This is a genomic window from Clostridium sp. LIBA-8841, assembly GCF_057782475.1.
The window spans coordinates 1,757,803-1,774,148 of record NZ_CM173488.1; the positions used below are offsets into that span (position 1 = coordinate 1,757,803).

The 16,346-nt window shown below is 27.8% G+C and carries 15 protein-coding genes; 14 read left to right on the forward strand and 1 reads right to left on the reverse strand.

All coding sequences use genetic code 11. The features are described from left to right. Positions 1 to 172: 172 nt before the first annotated feature. From AC2A4K_RS07710 to AC2A4K_RS07755, 10 genes are all read left to right on the forward strand, one after another. Positions 173 to 2,611: a glycoside hydrolase family 38 N-terminal domain-containing protein gene (locus tag AC2A4K_RS07710; RefSeq protein WP_322503527.1), complete on the forward strand. Its 2,439-nt coding sequence runs from the start codon at positions 173 to 175 to the stop codon at positions 2,609 to 2,611. 386 nt (positions 2,612 to 2,997) lie between these two features. Then, positions 2,998 to 3,696 (forward strand): response regulator transcription factor, encoded by a 699-nt coding sequence (locus AC2A4K_RS07715; protein WP_322503526.1) that lies wholly within the window; start codon positions 2,998 to 3,000, stop codon positions 3,694 to 3,696. Positions 3,697 to 3,845: 149 nt separating this feature from the next. After that, entirely contained in the window at positions 3,846 to 4,766 is a 921-nt protein-coding gene (locus tag AC2A4K_RS07720; RefSeq protein WP_322503525.1) for an ATP-binding cassette domain-containing protein, read from the forward strand. Continuing rightward, a complete protein-coding gene (locus AC2A4K_RS07725) occupies positions 4,759 to 5,514 on the forward strand; it encodes an ABC transporter permease (protein ID WP_322503524.1) in 756 nt (251 codons plus the stop codon). The genes AC2A4K_RS07720 and AC2A4K_RS07725 overlap by 8 nt, the downstream gene beginning before the upstream one ends. 12 nt (positions 5,515 to 5,526) lie before the next feature. Then, on the forward strand, positions 5,527 to 6,432 hold the full coding sequence (locus AC2A4K_RS07730) for a sensor histidine kinase (protein ID WP_322503523.1): 906 nt from the start codon (positions 5,527 to 5,529) through the stop codon (positions 6,430 to 6,432). A 416-nt stretch (positions 6,433 to 6,848) separates the two neighbouring features. Beyond that, positions 6,849 to 7,940 (forward strand): Gfo/Idh/MocA family protein, encoded by a 1,092-nt coding sequence (locus AC2A4K_RS07735; protein ID WP_322503522.1) that lies wholly within the window; start codon positions 6,849 to 6,851, stop codon positions 7,938 to 7,940. Between the two features lie 73 nt (positions 7,941 to 8,013). Then, positions 8,014 to 8,748, forward strand: coding sequence for a sugar phosphate isomerase/epimerase family protein (locus tag AC2A4K_RS07740; protein WP_322503521.1), 735 nt, complete (start codon positions 8,014 to 8,016; stop codon positions 8,746 to 8,748). Between the two features lie 60 nt (positions 8,749 to 8,808). Continuing rightward, positions 8,809 to 9,729 (forward strand): sugar phosphate isomerase/epimerase family protein, encoded by a 921-nt coding sequence (locus AC2A4K_RS07745; RefSeq protein ID WP_322503520.1) that lies wholly within the window; start codon positions 8,809 to 8,811, stop codon positions 9,727 to 9,729. A 216-nt stretch (positions 9,730 to 9,945) separates the two neighbouring features. Then, a complete protein-coding gene (locus AC2A4K_RS07750) occupies positions 9,946 to 10,974 on the forward strand; it encodes a Gfo/Idh/MocA family protein (protein ID WP_322503519.1) in 1,029 nt (342 codons plus the stop codon). A gap of 226 nt (positions 10,975 to 11,200) precedes the next feature. Continuing rightward, entirely contained in the window at positions 11,201 to 12,052 is an 852-nt protein-coding gene (locus tag AC2A4K_RS07755) for an AraC family transcriptional regulator (RefSeq protein ID WP_322503518.1), read from the forward strand. 71 nt (positions 12,053 to 12,123) lie between these two features. Here the strand turns inward: AC2A4K_RS07755 and AC2A4K_RS07760 are convergent, their stop codons facing one another. Next, positions 12,124 to 12,351 carry a single-stranded DNA-binding protein gene (locus AC2A4K_RS07760; RefSeq protein WP_322503517.1) on the reverse strand — a complete coding sequence of 76 codons (228 nt, stop codon included), beginning with the start codon at positions 12,349 to 12,351 and terminating at the stop codon, positions 12,124 to 12,126. A 221-nt stretch (positions 12,352 to 12,572) separates the two neighbouring features. Here AC2A4K_RS07760 and AC2A4K_RS07765 point away from each other — a divergent pair, with 221 nt between their 5' ends. From AC2A4K_RS07765 to AC2A4K_RS07780, 4 genes are all read left to right on the forward strand, one after another. Further along, positions 12,573 to 12,758, forward strand: coding sequence for a hypothetical protein (locus tag AC2A4K_RS07765; protein WP_322503516.1), 186 nt, complete (start codon positions 12,573 to 12,575; stop codon positions 12,756 to 12,758). Between the two features lie 171 nt (positions 12,759 to 12,929). Beyond that, entirely contained in the window at positions 12,930 to 13,472 is a 543-nt protein-coding gene (locus AC2A4K_RS07770; protein ID WP_322503515.1) for a sigma-70 family RNA polymerase sigma factor, read from the forward strand. 1 nt (position 13,473) lies between these two features. Beyond that, positions 13,474 to 14,805, forward strand: a complete 1,332-nt coding sequence (locus AC2A4K_RS07775) for a DUF4179 domain-containing protein (RefSeq protein ID WP_322503514.1) — start codon at positions 13,474 to 13,476, stop codon at positions 14,803 to 14,805. Positions 14,806 to 14,995: 190 nt separating this feature from the next. Continuing rightward, positions 14,996 to 16,207: a BaiN/RdsA family NAD(P)/FAD-dependent oxidoreductase gene (locus AC2A4K_RS07780; protein ID WP_322503513.1), complete on the forward strand. Its 1,212-nt coding sequence runs from the start codon at positions 14,996 to 14,998 to the stop codon at positions 16,205 to 16,207. The last annotated feature ends 139 nt before the right edge of the window (positions 16,208 to 16,346 follow it).

Consider the following 16,346-nt stretch of genomic DNA (forward strand, 5'->3'; position numbering starts at 1 on the left):
AACTACTTTATTTGAATTTATATGTATTAACATATAGTCAAATTTCATATAAAGTAGTTTTTTTTTAGGTTATTTTATTAAAATATTCAAAAAAATATTAATTATGTTATAATGTAGACGTTATCAAATGTAAATACAAATAGAAAATATTTATGAAAATGGGGGCAGAGCCATGGGAGAGTTTAAATTAAAGAAAAAGTGGGAAGTTTTATTAATTCATCATTCTCACACAGACATCGGATATACACAAAGTCAGGAAACTATCGAACATTATCATGTTAATTTTATTAAGCAAGCTATTGAAATCGCAGAGGAGCTTAGAAAAGATGAGAGAGAAAGTGAATTCATTTGGACTTGTGAATCTTTTTGGGGTGTTGAATGTTTTCTAAAAGCAGCATCAGAAGATTGGAAAAAACGTTTTGAAACTTGTGTATTAAATGGAAGTATTGAAATTACAGGCAATTATTTAAACTTAAATGAAACAATTGATTATTATGTATTAAAAAATCATATTTCAGAGGCTGTTAATTATTGTGATAACTTAGGGAAAAAAGTAAATTCTTCAATGACAGCAGATATTAATGGATATGCATGGGGATATGCAGATGCCTTATATGAAAGTGGAATAGAAAATTTATATTCATGTGTCCATTCTCATCATGGTATGTATCCTTTATTTAAAAAACAAACTCCTTTTTATTGGGAATCTCAAAAAGGAAATAAGATCCTTGTTTGGAATGGGGAGCACTATCATTTTGGAAATGAATTTGGAATAGTAAAAACTGCAACAGGTTCATATATAAATAGAGATGAATTAACCTCCTCATTTACAGAGGATAAAAGATTTGAATATGGAAAAATAAGAATGTTTAGATATTTAAAAGGATTAGAAAATCAAGATTATGAGTATGATTTTGTTCCGATAACAGTACATGGTCTTCCAACAGATAATGGTTCACCTAATATTGAAGTTGTTGAATTTATAAATTGGTGGAACAATAATTTTGGAGAAGAAGTAGAAATGAAGATGATTTCTTTAGATTCATTCTTTAAAAAAATTAAAGACTCAAAGGTTGAAATTCCGACTTATAAGGGAGATTGGCCAGATTGGTGGTCTTTTGGAGTAGGATCAACACCTCAAGTTTTAAAAATATACAAAGAGGCTCAAAGACTTTTAAATACAACTAAGCTTATAGATGAGGATTTTAGTCTTAGTAATAAAGAGTGGATTAAAGAGTGTGAGAATCAGTTAATGCTTTATTCAGAGCATACATGGGGACATTCATCTTCACTTACTAATCCTTGGAATAGTTTTGTGAATCTATTAGATTATAAAAAATCAGGTTATGCCATAAGAGCTCATGAAATGGCAATAAGAAATTATAATAAGGTTTTAGAAGAAAAAGGAATGACTACATTAAAGCCAAATAGAAAGCTTAAGTTTAAAATTGTTAATCCACACAATAAGAGGATTACAGAATGTATTAAGCTTTCTCTAGATTATTGGGAAATTTCAAACTTAAGAGAGACTATAGTAGATAACTTAGGAAATGAATTTAAGACTCAAAGCGAACCACATCCACGTGGAGTTTATATAAACTTTGTAATAACTTTAGAGCCTAAAGAAGAGAGAAATATTTGGGTTAAGAGACATGAAGATGATATTAATTTCATAAAAATTGCTAATGAAAGCCACTGCTGTCAAGGGATTGATGATATATTCCTATATGAAGACAATAGAGAAATAATAAAGTATGAAAATGCTTTTGAAAATAATAATGTTAGAATTAAGTGGAACAAAGAAAAGGGAATAATAAGTTGGTTTGATAAGATTAATCAGGTTGAATTATATGATGAAAATTCTAAAGTTGGTGCATTTATGCCTGTTTATGAATTGACTGAAGTAGTTGAACAAACTTCTGATGCTCAATATAAAGTTCGTCAGGTTTTAGGACGTAATATGAGGGGAATTAATGCTAAAGTTTTTTATCCAGAAATAAAGAGTATAAGGGTAAGCGAACTAGGAGAAGTCTTTGGAAAGATAAATTTAGAGTTAGACTTAAAAGGTACAGGCTTAATAAATGTGGTAGTAAAAATATACAATGAAATAAATAAATCTGAAATAAATGTTGTTATGAATAAGGAAAGTGTTTGGGATCCAGAGAGTATGTATATAGCATTACCATTTGCTTATAACAATAATAAAATGGATTTATTCTGTGAAAAGACTGGTTGTGTAGTTCAGGTCAAAAAAGAACAACTTCCAGGAACAAATTGTGACTTTAATTTAGTTCAAGAGGGAGTTGTACTTAAAGAGGGGGACTATGGTATAAGTATAGCTATGCCAGATTCATCTTTAATCTATACATCTCAGCTTAAGTATGAAAATTCGAAGAAATTATTCCATGAAAAATATATAGATTCAAAAGATTACGAGCTATATTCTTGGGTAATGAACAATATTTGGGAAACTAATTTTAAAGCTTCACTAGGTGGATTCATAGAATTTAACTACTCAATAACTTGGGGAAATAACGGTGAAAATCAGTTTGAACTAGCAGAGCGTAATAAAGAGATGAATTTAGGATTCTTAAACTATAGAATAGATTAAGAAATATTTTTTATAAAAGAACGAGAAGTTTTTATGAAGGATGTGAAGTCTTTCAACTAGAAGATATAAAAGAAATATATGATGAAAAAACCTATGCTTAATAATGATTAAAAGCATAGAAATCTAATAAAGAGAGAGTATATTAAATTATTATTTTTTATAAATATATAATTTAATTACTCTCTTTTAAGTTATTTAAAATATAATTAGAGGCTAATCTAATAAATAGAAATAAAAATTAAGTAAAATTTAAACAAAATATCATGTAATAATATGGTATTATTTTTGTGAAAGAAATATTATGTTTAGTTATAAAGGAGTTAGTACTGTTAAAGTTATTGTTATTATAATATAAACTTTAAGAGTGTTTAAATAGGTGGATAATTATGAGTGAAAATAAATTAGGAAATATTTTGATTGTAGAGGATGATATAGATATAAACGGCTTGTTAAGTAAAATTCTTACTAAGGAAGGTTATAATGTTAGACAAGCGTTTTCTGGCTCAGAGGGGAAAATGTGTTTGGAATTTTTTGAGTTTGATATTGTATTACTTGATCTCATGTTGCCAGGAATAACTGGTGAAGAATTTATTGAGGAGATTAGAAAGATTAAGAATACTCCTATAATGGTTATATCAGCTAAAACAACAGTAGAGGATAAAATAAATGTTTTAAGGTTAGGCGCAGATGATTTTGTAACAAAGCCTTTTGATGTTCAGGAGGTTTTAGCTAGAGTTGAGGCTCACTTAAGAAGAAATAAAATAATAAGCAATAAAAAAGAGGAAAACACAACATTGAAATACAAAAAGTTAATTCTAGAACCTAAAAGTAGAGAAGTAAGAGTTAATGGAGAAGGACTTCAACTTACTTCAAAGGAATTTAAAATATTGGAATTACTAGTAAGCAATCCTAAAAGAGTTTTTACAAAAGGAAATTTATTTGAAACTGTATGGGAAGAAGAGTTTTTTGGTGATGACAACACTATAAATGTTCACATAAGTAATCTTAGAAATAAAATAGGAGCTTTAGATAGTGAAAATGATTATATAAAAACTATATGGGGTGTTGGCTTTAAAATGGAGTAATTTACACTTAAAATAGAGCCATTTAAAAAAGAGTTAATAAAAAACTTAAGACTTTCTTAAGGGTTTCTTTAAGGTATTTTGAGACTTAGGGTTTATTATATAAACATAGAGAGAAATACAGAGAAAAACTTATTAGGAGGTAAGGAACTTTGGAAAATATAATTTCTGTAAGGAATTTAAACAAAAGATATGGCAAGAAGATTGTTCTTGATAACTTAAACATGAATTTAAAAAAAGGTGATATATATGGATTGGTCGGAAAGAATGGTGCAGGTAAGACAACCTTAATAAGGATGATTTTATCTCTAGCAAATATTGATTCTGGGGAAATAGAGCTTTTTGGAAAAATAGATGAGAAGGAAAAACTTTTAGAGCATAAAAAAATAGGAAATATAATAGAAACTCCAGCATTTTATTCATTTTTTACGGCTAAGCAAAATCTTGAATATTATAGAATTCAAAGAGGAATAGTAGGAGAAAAATCTATTGATGAAGTATTAGAAATGGTTGGACTTGGTGATGTAGGAAATAAGAAATTTAAAAAGTTTTCTTTAGGTATGAAACAAAGGCTTGGATTAGCTCTTGCACTTTTAGGAGAACCTGAACTTCTTATCTTAGATGAGCCAACTAATGGAATGGATCCTATGGGAATTAGAGAAGTACGTGAAGTACTTTTAAAATTAAATAAATTAAATGGAGTTACAATTTTAGTATCAAGTCACATATTGGGAGAATTATCACAACTTGCAAATTGCTACGGATTTTTAAAAGATGGAAAAATAGTAGAGGAAATTTCAGAGGAAGAACTTAATGAAAAATGTAGACACCATTTACTTATTAAGGTTGATGACTGTAAGAGAGCCTCTATAATATTAGAACAAGCATTAAAGAATAATTCATACGAGATTTTACCAGATGGATTTATAAAAGTTTATAGAGAGTTAGATAATCCACAGAGAATAAATAGAGCTTTAGTAGAAGGTGGAGTAGATGTTTATTCTCTAGAAAGAGTTGGAGTTAATTTAGAAGATTATTTTATAAATCTTATTGGAGGTGAAAATAATGCTTAATCTAATAAAAGCAGAACTTTATAAGACATCAAGAAGGCCATTTTTATATATTACAATTTCTTTAGGTTTTAATTTACTTATAGTGGTAGCTGGAGTGGCTATTAGTAATATGATGAGAGCAACCTCTACTGTGATGGATTTCTCACCATTAGCTTTTACAGCAATTAATTTTATAGGTGCAATTTCTTTTATGATGCTTGCATTTATGGATGTACCTATGGAAGAATATAAGGAAAATACTCTTAAAAACTTAGTTTCTTCAACTTTATCAAGAGAAAAAATATATTTAGGTAAATATATAGCACAAGTAATAATATTTTTAATTATGGAAATAGCAGCAGTAATAACTATGATAGTAACATCATATATTTTTGGATTAGTTGGACCAAATGGTTTTTCTGACTTTTTAGATGTAATATATAGATTATTAGTAGCATTTCCAATATATTTAAGTGCATTAGCCTTATATGATTTAATAACTATAATCATTAAAAAAGAAACATTAGCTGTGGTGATAATTTTAGGAATAGTTTCAGGAGTACCAATAGTATTTTCTATATTAGATAGCCTTTATGGAGGAGTTTTCACTTTGATTTATCCTTACTTATTATTTAATCCTTTAAAAGAATTAGTTAGTATTGGATTAACTGATAGTATTATAGGAACAAATATAATAGTAGGAATAGTGAATACAATAGTATTTTTAATTTTAGGACTTTTAGTTATGAAAAAACAAGAAGTTAAATAAGGAGGAAGTATATTGGACCTTTTTATAATAGGATTGCTTTCCGCAATCCTTATTATTGTTGTTATAAATTTGATTTTTAAAAAAAGAGAAATAAATAAAATAACTTTAGATTTAAAAAGACTAAATAGAGAGGGAAAGACTGAGAAGTTAAGATTAGGAGTTCCAAATAAAAATATTGAAAATTTAATAATAGAAATAAATAAACTAATTGATGATAAAAAAGAAAAAGAAGCGATTTATAAAGAAAAGGATATGGAGCTAAGAGATGCCATAGCCAATATGTCACATGATTTAAGAACCCCTTTAACATCAATAATGGGATATGTTTACTTATTAAATGATGAGAATCTAAAGGAAGATGAAAAAAGAGAGTATTTAAAAATAATAGAAAAAAGAGCTTCAGTTTTAAATGGATTAATAACTAACTTTTATGGCTTATCTAGAATTCAAGCAGATCAATATGAAATTACCCTTGAACCTATTAAACTAGAAATAGTTTTAGGAGAAATTATTGCAGCTTTTTATGAAACTTTATATGAGAAGTTTGGAGAACCGGAAATTGAAATTGAAGAAGGATTAAATATAGTATTAGGTGATAAAGAATCCCTAAACAGGATATTTACAAACTTAACTGAAAATATAATAAAGCATGGAGAAGGGGAGGTTAAAATATCCTTAAGAAAAGAAAAAAATAATATAATAATAGAGTTTTCTAATAAAGCTGAAGCACTGGAAGCTAAAGATATAAATAGAATTTTTGAAAAGTTTTTTACTAGAGATAGAATGAGAACTGGACAAAATACTGGCTTAGGCTTGGCAATAGTTAAATTATTAGTAGAGAAACAAGGACAAAAGATAGAAGCTAAAAAAGTTGGAAATAGACTTGTTATAAATATAATATGGAGTTTATCCAAGTAAAAAGAGCACTAACTTATTAAAGTACAGAGTTACTTTATTGAAAGTTAGTGTTTTTTTATTTTGTTTTTAAGAATATGGTCTTAGGGTACTATCTAAAAAGCAATACTAATTTAAACCATGAACTTATTTTGAAAAGTTTGTATTATTTATAATTTTATTTTTGGTCATTATTTTTTTTAGTATCCATTAGGAAATTTAGAGATTTATACAATATAAAAAATAAGCAATATATGAGAAGAAGTAAGCAATTAATGACAAGTATTTTGGGAATGGATGGTATAGAATGGAGTTGTAAATAAGAGGGAGAAATCCTTGGAAAGAGTCAATTCGTTAATTTAAATTTAAGATAAAAAATATGAGGGGAGTGAGAAAGCTTATTTATTTTAAAGCAATATTCAAATAAATAAGTGAATTTTATGAGTAGAATAGTTAAAGTTGGAATAATAGGTTGTGGTGGGATTGCTAATGGTAAGCATCTACCAGGATTATCAAAGATTAAGGAAGTTGAATTAATAGGATTTTGCGACTTAGAAATAGAGAAGGCAGAAAAAGCTGCCAAAGAATATGGTATAGAGAATGCAAAGGTTTATTCTGATTATAAAGAACTTTTAAAAGATGAAGAAATTGAAGTTATACATGTTTGTACACCAAATAGATCTCATAGCTTTATAACTATAGATGCTTTAGAAGCTGGTAAGCATGTAATGTGTGAAAAACCAATGGCTAAGACATCAGAAGAAGCAAGAAAAATGCTTGAAGCAGCAAAGATAACAGGTAAAAAACTAACAATAGGATATCAAAATCGTTTTAGATTGGATTCAGATTATCTTCATAAGGTTTGTGAGGCTGGAGAATTAGGAGAGATATACTTTGCAAAAGCTCATGCAATAAGAAGAAGAGCAGTTCCAACTTGGGGAGTTTTCTTAAATGAGTTTGAACAAGGCGGAGGTCCTTTAATAGATATAGGAACTCATGCATTAGATTTAACTTTATGGATGATGAATAATCATAAGCCAAAATACGTTGTAGGAAATGTTTATCATAAATTAGGTAATAAGGAAAATGCAGCTAATGCATGGGGACCATGGGATCCGGAAAAGTTTACTGTTGAGGATTCAGCTTTTGGATTTATAACAATGGAAAATGGAGCAACAATAGTTTTAGAGTCAAGTTGGGCCTTAAATTCACTTGAAGTTGATGAAGCAAAGACAACTCTTTGTGGAACTGAAGGTGGAGCTGATATGAAAAATGGATTAACTTTAAATGGAGAAAAGTACAGTAGACTTTATGAGAAGAAAATAGATTTACAAGCTGGAGGAGTCGACTTCTATGAAGGAGAGTCAGAAGAACCAGGAGATTTAGAAGCTAAGTCTTGGATAAATTGTGTAATAAACGATTTAGAGCCAGTGGTAAAACCTGAGGAAGCCTTAGTAGTAACAGAAATACTTGAAGCAATATATGAGTCTTCAAAAACAGGACAACCAGTATATTTAAATGGTTCTGTCTAGAGGAGCATTGATTTTTAGCTAGTCATTTAATAAATAGGTTTTATTTAAGGTTATATAAAGGTGGTGAGGTAGGATGAAAATAGGACTTCAGCTTTGGAGTGTAAAGGAAGAGTGTGAGAAAGACTTTATTGGAACTTTAAAAAAAATAGCTAACATGGGGTATGATGGTGTCGAATTTGCTGGCTATGGAAATCTAAGTAGTGCAGAATTAAAAAGAGTTTTAGGGGAGCTAAATTTAAGTTCTTGTGGTAGTCATGTACCTTTAAATGATTTAAGAGATAATTTAGATGAAGTTATAAAATTAAATTTAGATATAGGAAATAAGTATATTATTTGTCCGTATGCTTCTTTTAATAATGAAAATGATGTAAAGGAAGTTTCAGATATATTAAATAAGGCCTCATATATATGCAGTAAAAATGGATTGGTTTTAGGATATCACAATCATAATCATGAGTTTAATAAGTTTAATGAAAAGTCAGTATTAAATTTATTATTTGAAAGATTTAATAAAGAAATAATAAGTGAATTAGATACTTATTGGATTGAATATGCAGGAATAAATGCTGTTTCTTATATGGAGGAACATAGGGATAGAATAAAACTTATTCATATTAAAGATATGATTGTGGCTAATAAAGAAAAGAATTCAACGGAAATAGGAAATGGAATATTAGATATAGAGTCTATTGTAAAAAAGGCTAAAGAAAATAATTTAGAATGGATTATAGTTGAGCAAGAGTTTTTTACAAAGTCTCCAATTGAAAGTGTACAAGAAGGATTAGAATACCTTAAAACAATAGTATAAAATGAAAAGTTTAAGTTAAATCAAGAATTTAAAGATTTTAAATGTATGGGAGGATTTATTATGTATTTAGGATATTTAACAGGATGTCTTGGCAATATGCCATTGAAGGAAAAGGCAAAGTTAGCTAAGGAGTATGGATTTGAGGCTTTAGAAATTTCATGTTGGCCAAGAACAAATGATAGAGATTATTCTGGAAGTGATATAGATGTTGCTAATCTTACTGAGGAAGAGGCAGAGGGAATAAAGGAATACTTTGAAGATTTAGGATTGAAGATATCCTCTTTAGCTTACTATGATAACAACTTAGATAAAGATTTAGAAAGAAGAGCTTTTATCAACAATCATTTTAAGAAATGTGTAGATGCCGCAGTAATGCTTGGAGTACCAGCAGTGGGGACATTTGTAGGAAGAAATGCAGATAAAACTTTTGAAGAAAATTTTGATGAATTTGAAGTAGTTTTTAAAGAGCTAGTTCAATATGCAGAGGATAGAGGAATTAAGGTTATAATTGAAAACTGTGATATGAATGGATGGCAAACTCAAGGGTATCCAGGAACAATTTCTTTTACTCCAGAGCTTTGGAGAGAAATGTTTAAAAGAGTTCCAAACAAGAATTTTGGACTAAACTATGATCCATCACACTTAAAGCACTTATTAATAGATTATATTGAACCAATAGAGGAATTTAAGGATAGAATTTTCCACACACATGCTAAGGATACTGAAATATTTGAAGATAAGTTAAGCAAATATGGAAAGTGGAATAAGATTCTTTCAACAACTGAAGATTTTGGATATTGGAGGTATAGAATGCCAGGCCTTGGAGACATTGATTGGAAAGCATTTATAGATAAATTAAAAGAAGTAGGATATGACGGAGTTTTAAGCATAGAGCATGAGGATCCTGTATATGAAGGTTCTGAGGAAAAAGTAAAAGAAGGATTAAAACTTGGAGTAGAATATTTAGGTAAGTTAATATAGAGCGTTTTAATTAGGTTTTAAATGAAAGTTGATTTTTAGCTAGTCCTTAAGACTTAATTATCAATTAAGGAAGTCTTGTATTTCTAGCTAAAAATCAACACTAGTTTAAATCCTAGCTAAGTTTATTTTGAATAAGTATTAATTTTAAGAAGTGTTAAAATTTTAGATGTAATATTTATCTACTATATAAAAGGTGAGTTTATGGAGGAGGTTATTATGAAAAAACTTAGAGTTGGAATAGTTGGTTGTGGAAATATTTTTCCTATGCATGCTCAATCAATAAAAGGAATTGAAAATACAGAGATAGTAGCTGTTTGCGATATAAAAGAAGAAAGAGCTAAAAATAAAGGAAATGAGTATAATTGTAATTATTATTTAGATTATAAAGAGATGTTTGAAAAAGAAAATTTAGATGTGGTACATATATGTCTTCCACATTATCTTCATCCAGAGGTTTCTATATATGCTTCTAATTTAGGGATAAATGTTTTAACAGAAAAACCTATGTCTATAAGTTTAGAAGATGGAGAAAAAATGGTTAAGGCAGCTAAGGATAATAAGACAGTTTTAGGAGTTATTTTTCAAAATAGATATAACCCAGGTTCTAAACTAATAAAAGAAACCTTAGAATCAGGTGATTTAGGCAAGATTAAAGCTGGTAAGTTAGAGGTTACTTGGGATCGTTCAGATGAATATTACACTAATAGTGATTGGAAAGGAACTTGGGATAAAGAAGGTGGAGGTGTAATAATAGACCAAGCTATCCATACAATGGATTTAATGAGATGGTTTATTAATGATGATATTGATTATATAGATGCTAACATAAGTAACAGAGCACATGAAATAATAGAAGTTGAAGATAGTGCAGAGGGTGTTATAAAGTATAAAAATGGAGTCCTTACGGCTTTTCATGCAGTAAATTATTATTCCTATGATGCACCAGTTGAGATTGAATTACATTGTGAAAATGGAATAGTAAAAATGATAGCAGATAGAGCCCATATAAAATTTAATGATGGGAGAGAATTGATTGCTGATAATGATCCGAATGAAACTTTTGACTATGGAAATGGAGTTAAAGGATATTGGGGAACAAGTCATAAAAAGCAGATAAAGAATTTCTATGAGGCATTAAAAAATGGAATTGAACCAGAGATAACAGGAGAAGAGGCACTAAAAACTCAAAAGATGATATGTAATATTTACAAATCAGGTAAAGAAGGCGTAAGAATAAAGTTTTAGAGTTTATAATATGTAAGCCTATATTTATTTTAATTAAGATAAATTAAAGAATAAGAGTTGTGTAAATTAGCAAATATTTTATACAACTCTTATTTCATTAAGTAGAATATAAACAATAAAACAATATATTTACAAATTATTTCTTTACATAATATATAATAAAATTAAGTATAAGGGAGGAAGTATAATATGCCTAATTTTAATGTTTTAAAAGGGAAATGGATATATGAAGGGATATTTTGAAAAAACAGTATTAGAAGCTGATTTTCCCATGAGATTTTTCTTTAATGATGGAAATATAAGCACACCACATCATTGGCATGAAGATATTGAAATAATATATATAGTGAATGGGAAATTAAAGGCTGGAGTAAACAAAGAATGTTACAACCTAAATAAAGGAGATATTCTTATAATTGGACCAGGAGAAGTTCATTATTTTCTAAAGGAAAATAATTTAAGCATTAGAGCTGTTATCCAGTTTAGAATGTCAATATATGATAGCTTTAATTCTGGAACTAAGGATAGATTAACATTAAAGCCTATGTTTTCTAATTGTAAGTTGCTTAGTAAAGAAGATGAAATTCACGAAGTGTTAGAAAAACAAATTAAGGATATTATAAGAGAACATGAAGAGGCAAAGGAAGGATATAAACTTTTTTTAAAAGCTAGACTTTATGATTTAGCAGGGATACTTTTGAGATCTCTTCCTAAAGATACTGGCAAAAGTGAAAATATTGAAAAACAAAAAGAGCGATTAGAAAAGTTAGATAGTGTAATGCAGTATGTGGAAAAGAATTATGATAAGAGTATAACTTTAGATGAAATATCAAAGGTAGCGGGTTTTAGTAAATTTTATTTCACAAGATTTTTTAAAGAAAATACAGGAATGACTTTTATAGATTATTTAAATAATTTCAGAATAGCAAAATCTGAATGGCTATTATTAAATGAGGAAAATAGTATAACAGATGTTGCTTTTAAAGCAGGCTTTAATAGTGTTAAAACTTTTAATAGAGTTTTTAAAAATTTAAAGGGATGTAGTCCTATGGAATACAAGAAAAATTTAAATCTATAGAATAGAAATTAGAAATAAGCAATTTAATTTTAAATTGCTTATTTTTTATTTATTATCAAATGAATTTTATTCTAAAGTTTTTTATAAACTTGATGACCTTCTCTGATTTCATTTAGTGCTTTGATTCTTAAATCATTTTTTTTATTTATATATTTAAGAAATGCAGATTCTAAGGTTCTCTTTTCTGTCAGTGATAGCTTATCCCAAATTATTTTAGGGAAAAGATCTTTTACTATGAAAGTTTCACCAGAATGTATAAAACTTAAGAGATTAACTGCTTGTGGCAATAGTGAATTCATAAGAAAACCTCCTTTATAAAGTTTGAAATACTACTGGCTATAATATATGTTTCAATATTGATTTTAAGAACTTAAATAATAAATTTATGTGAAAAATTTATCATTATGCCAAATTTCTACAAAAAAAGTTTCTTTCTTATAGTATTATGTTTTGGTGACATACAAATTGCTTGAAGAATTATTTGTATTAAGGGTTAAGTAAAATACAGGAGAGGAAATAAATGGATAGTTTTCAATCACAGTATTTCTTTTTAATAATATACTTTTTCTTAGGATTTTTATTTATTAAAGCAGAAAAGATTAAAAATAAGTCTATTGCACTTTTAATTTATATTGCACCAGGATTAATTATTACAATAATTATGTTTTTACTTTTTGAAGCTATGATTGAAATATTTAAAATATAATATGATTTATAGAGTAATTATTATTAAGACTTTAATATAAAGGTTTGATTTACATTGTGAATCAAACCTTTTTTATAAAATTTTTTAAATATTGAAATAGTTCTAAAGTTTATTACGAATATATTATTGAAACTATGAAAGTACTTTCAGTTTTAGTAGGAGGAAATTTAAATGATAAATAAGGGGAACTTCCTTAGGCAATTAAAAAAGAGGGATATAACGGCTTTAGATTACGTTATAGATAATTATTCTAATGTTATTTTTAAAGTTGCTTATGGAGTTTTAAATAATAGACAACTAAGTGAGGAATGTGTAAATGATGTTCTCTTAAAAATATGGGATAATATACATCATTTTAATAAGGAGGAGGAAAAGTTTTATCCTTGGGTTTTAGCTATTTCAAGATATACAGCAATAGATATATTAAGAAAAGAAGTAAGACATTCAAAAACTTTAGATATTTCAGATGTTAATGTATCAGAAGAGGTTTGCTTAGCTAGTCAATGTCATAGTAAAAATCAATTGGACATGGTAACTAAAGAGATAAATTCTATGAAGGATATTGATAGGGAAATATTTTTAAGAAAATTTTATTTAGAGGAAACTAGTGAAGAGATAAGCAAGAAAATGGGATTAACTAATAAGTTTATAAATCTTAGAATTTTTAGAGCAAGAAATAAGTTGAAGGCTAAGTTTAAGGGGAGGAATGTATAAGATGAATCCAAAGGATATTTTAGATAAAATAGATGAGATTAATATTGATGAAATAGAAATAGCAAAGGTAGATTTAGGCGAAATAGGAAAAGAGAGAGTAAGAAAAAAAATTAAAAATACTATAAAAGATAGAAAAAATAAAAAGTTTAAGAAATCAGCTATTGCAGCTACTCTAGCTTTAGGAATACTCACAGCAGGAGTTATAAGTAAGCCAGTAATAGCTGCTAATATTCCAATTATAGGTGATATATACAGAGAACTTGGCTTCTTTAAAGGGTTTGAAGATTACACAAATTATATAGGGGAAACAAAAGAAGTTGATGGATACAAGTTTACAATAGATAATATAGTAGGAACTCCAACTGACTTGCTTGTAGGAGTTAAGGTTGAAAGTCCTGTAGCTTTAAAAGGATTAGTACAAGAAGATAACTTTAGAGTTGATATTAATATGAATAAGTTTGGAGTACATTCTTGGGGTTCTGGAACTGATGTAACTTATTTAGATGATTATACAGCAATATTAACTGCTGAGATAAATACAACAGATAAAAAGTTGAGAGAAATTGGAGAGTTAAATTTAGTTGCAACAAAGGTTCAAGAAAATGATACTTATATAAGTGCTGATTTTAATGTTAAAGTAGATTTTAGTTCAAGTTTTAGGGATATAGAAAAAGTACGAGTTAATGAAAGAGTAGATAAAAATATAAAAATAAATTCCATTGAAGGAAATATTGTTGAATCTAAACTTTGGTTTGATGGACTTGGAGCATTTGAAGATAATTCAATATTTTATTTAATGGTTGATGGAAAAGCATATGGATGGTGGGATGGTACAGTAATGGAAGATACATCATTAATTATTCCTAGAACTGTATCAGTACTTAATTTTCCGAATATTAAATATGAAGATATAAAAAATGCTGAAGATATAAAAGTTATTTATGCAAGGATAGATGAAGAGTATAAAGAAGAATTAGATATTAAGTTAGAAGAGAAGGATGGAATAAAATATCCTGTGGAGATGAACTATGGAGAAGATTTAAAGGGAGGATTTTATGAGGTTAAAAGGGAAGATGGTAAAATAAAATTCTACTTTAAGAGTAACTATAATCCTTTAACTCTATTTAGGGATATTATGTTAAGAGAAGTAAAAGATGAGGATGAGTATGGACAAAGAATTTTAGGAGGATTTTATGAAAATCCAGAAAGAGAAGGAGAGTATATTTTAGAGTTTGAAGATATAGATATAGATAATCATTTAGAGCTTGTTTATTGGCATAGAACAAGTAATCTAAGTGATATAAAAGATTATAAAGTAATTGATGTCAAATAAAAAATAAATTTTAACTTTAAGGTGAGTGAAATTATTATATAGTTTTACTCCCCTTTTTTAGTGTATAATACATATATAATTTTCATATATTAAGTTTTTTGAAAGTAGAAAAAAGTTTTAATAGATAAAATATATTGAATAAAAATTAAAAGTATATAATATTTAGAAGTTAAAAATTTGGAGGAAACAAATGAGCAAGAAAAAGGTAATAGTAGTTGGGGGAGGCCCTGCTGGTATAATGGCAGCCTTAACAGCATCAGCTAATGATGAAGTTATACTAATAGAGAGAAATAATGAAATTGGTAAGAAGTTAAGGCTTACTGGTGGAGGAAGATGTAACATAACAAACAATAGAGATATAGAGGAATTCTTTGATAAGATAGTTACAAATAATAAATTCATGTATAGTGCATTGTACACTTTTTCAAACTATCAACTTTTAGATTACTTAAGCAAGAAAGGCTTAGAATATAAGGTTGAATTAGATCAGAAAGTATACACTAAAAGTGATACTGCAGAAGAGGTAATAAGCATATTTAAAAATGAATTAAATGAGTGCAATATAAAGGTTTTATATAATACTAAGGTTTGTGATTTAGTAATAGAAGACAGTGAAATAAAGGGAGTAATTACTGACAATGGCAAAATGATTTTAGGCGATAAAATCATAATAACCACTGGAGGAAAGAGTTTCCCTAACACAGGTTCAGATGGAGAAATGTACAGTATATTAGAAAAGTATGGCCATACAATAACTCCAATTCATGCAGCATTAATTCCTATTGTTACTAAGGAAGATTTTGTGAAAAATCTTCAAGGAGTAGCTATGAAGGATGTAGTTGTTTCAGCTAAGGTCAAAAAGAAGAAATATGAGAAATTTGGAGATATGATATTTACTCACTTTGGAGTATCTGGCCCAGCAGTTTTAAAGTTATCTTCTTATATAACTAAAGCTTTAGATCAAGGAGAAGTTGAACTAACTTTAGATTTTTTAAGAGATAAATCTAAAGAGGAATTATCTCAAATAATAAGAAGTAATCCTAATAAGACTGTATTAAATAACTTAAAGGGAATATTACCTCAAAACTTTTTAAAGCAAATATTTGAAATGCTAGGATTAACAGAGATTAAAGCTAGTGATTTAAAGAAGGAAGATGAAAATAAAATCATAGCTTATATGAAAGAAATGAAGCTTACTGCAAGAGAAACCTTAACAATAAAGGCTGCTCAGGTAACATCAGGAGGAGTTAAGGTTAAGGAGATAAATGCTTCTACTATGGAATCAAAACTTATAAGAAATCTTTATTTTGCAGGAGAAGTTATAGATATAGATGCTGAAACAGGGGGATATAATCTTCAAATGGCATTTTCAACAGGCTATTTAGCAGGAAGTAATTTTTAATAAATCTTAAGTAATCAAATAGAAATAAAAATCTACTAATAAATATTATTTGTTAGTAGATTTTTTTGTTGACATTGAAACTTTATAATCATATAATTAATAATAAATATTTAATAAAATTAATTTTTAATTAATTAAA